The sequence below is a fragment of the Cellulomonas sp. GbtcB1 genome (assembly GCF_019091725.1).
Classification (GTDB): Bacteria; Actinomycetota; Actinomycetes; order Actinomycetales; family Cellulomonadaceae; genus Cellulomonas.
Map to the genome: position 1 here is coordinate 1 of NZ_JAGXJG010000640.1, position 232 is coordinate 232.

Annotated in this window: 1 protein-coding gene; it reads right to left on the reverse strand. The window is 75.4% G+C overall.

Annotation, left to right across the window (positions count from 1 at the left end; translation table 11 throughout):
- The coding region (locus tag KVT14_RS21640; protein WP_217617416.1) for an LLM class flavin-dependent oxidoreductase at positions 1–232 on the reverse strand (232 nt) is incomplete at both ends.

Sequence of the window (232 nt, forward strand, 5' to 3'; positions counted from 1 at the left end):
ACGAGGACCGGGTGGACGCGGGGTGGGTCCGGGATGCCGCTCCCAAGGCGCGCCTTGACCCGCGGGAGGGGGGACGCCCGCTCGGCGATCCGCGTGCCGGGGGTGCCGAACTCGTAGCCGTACTGGTCGTAGTCCTTCTCGAACCACCCCGCGCCGAACCCCAGGATAAGGCGGCCGCCGCTCATGTGGGCGACCGGGCGGGCCATGGCGGCCAGCGGCGCGGGCGTCCGGT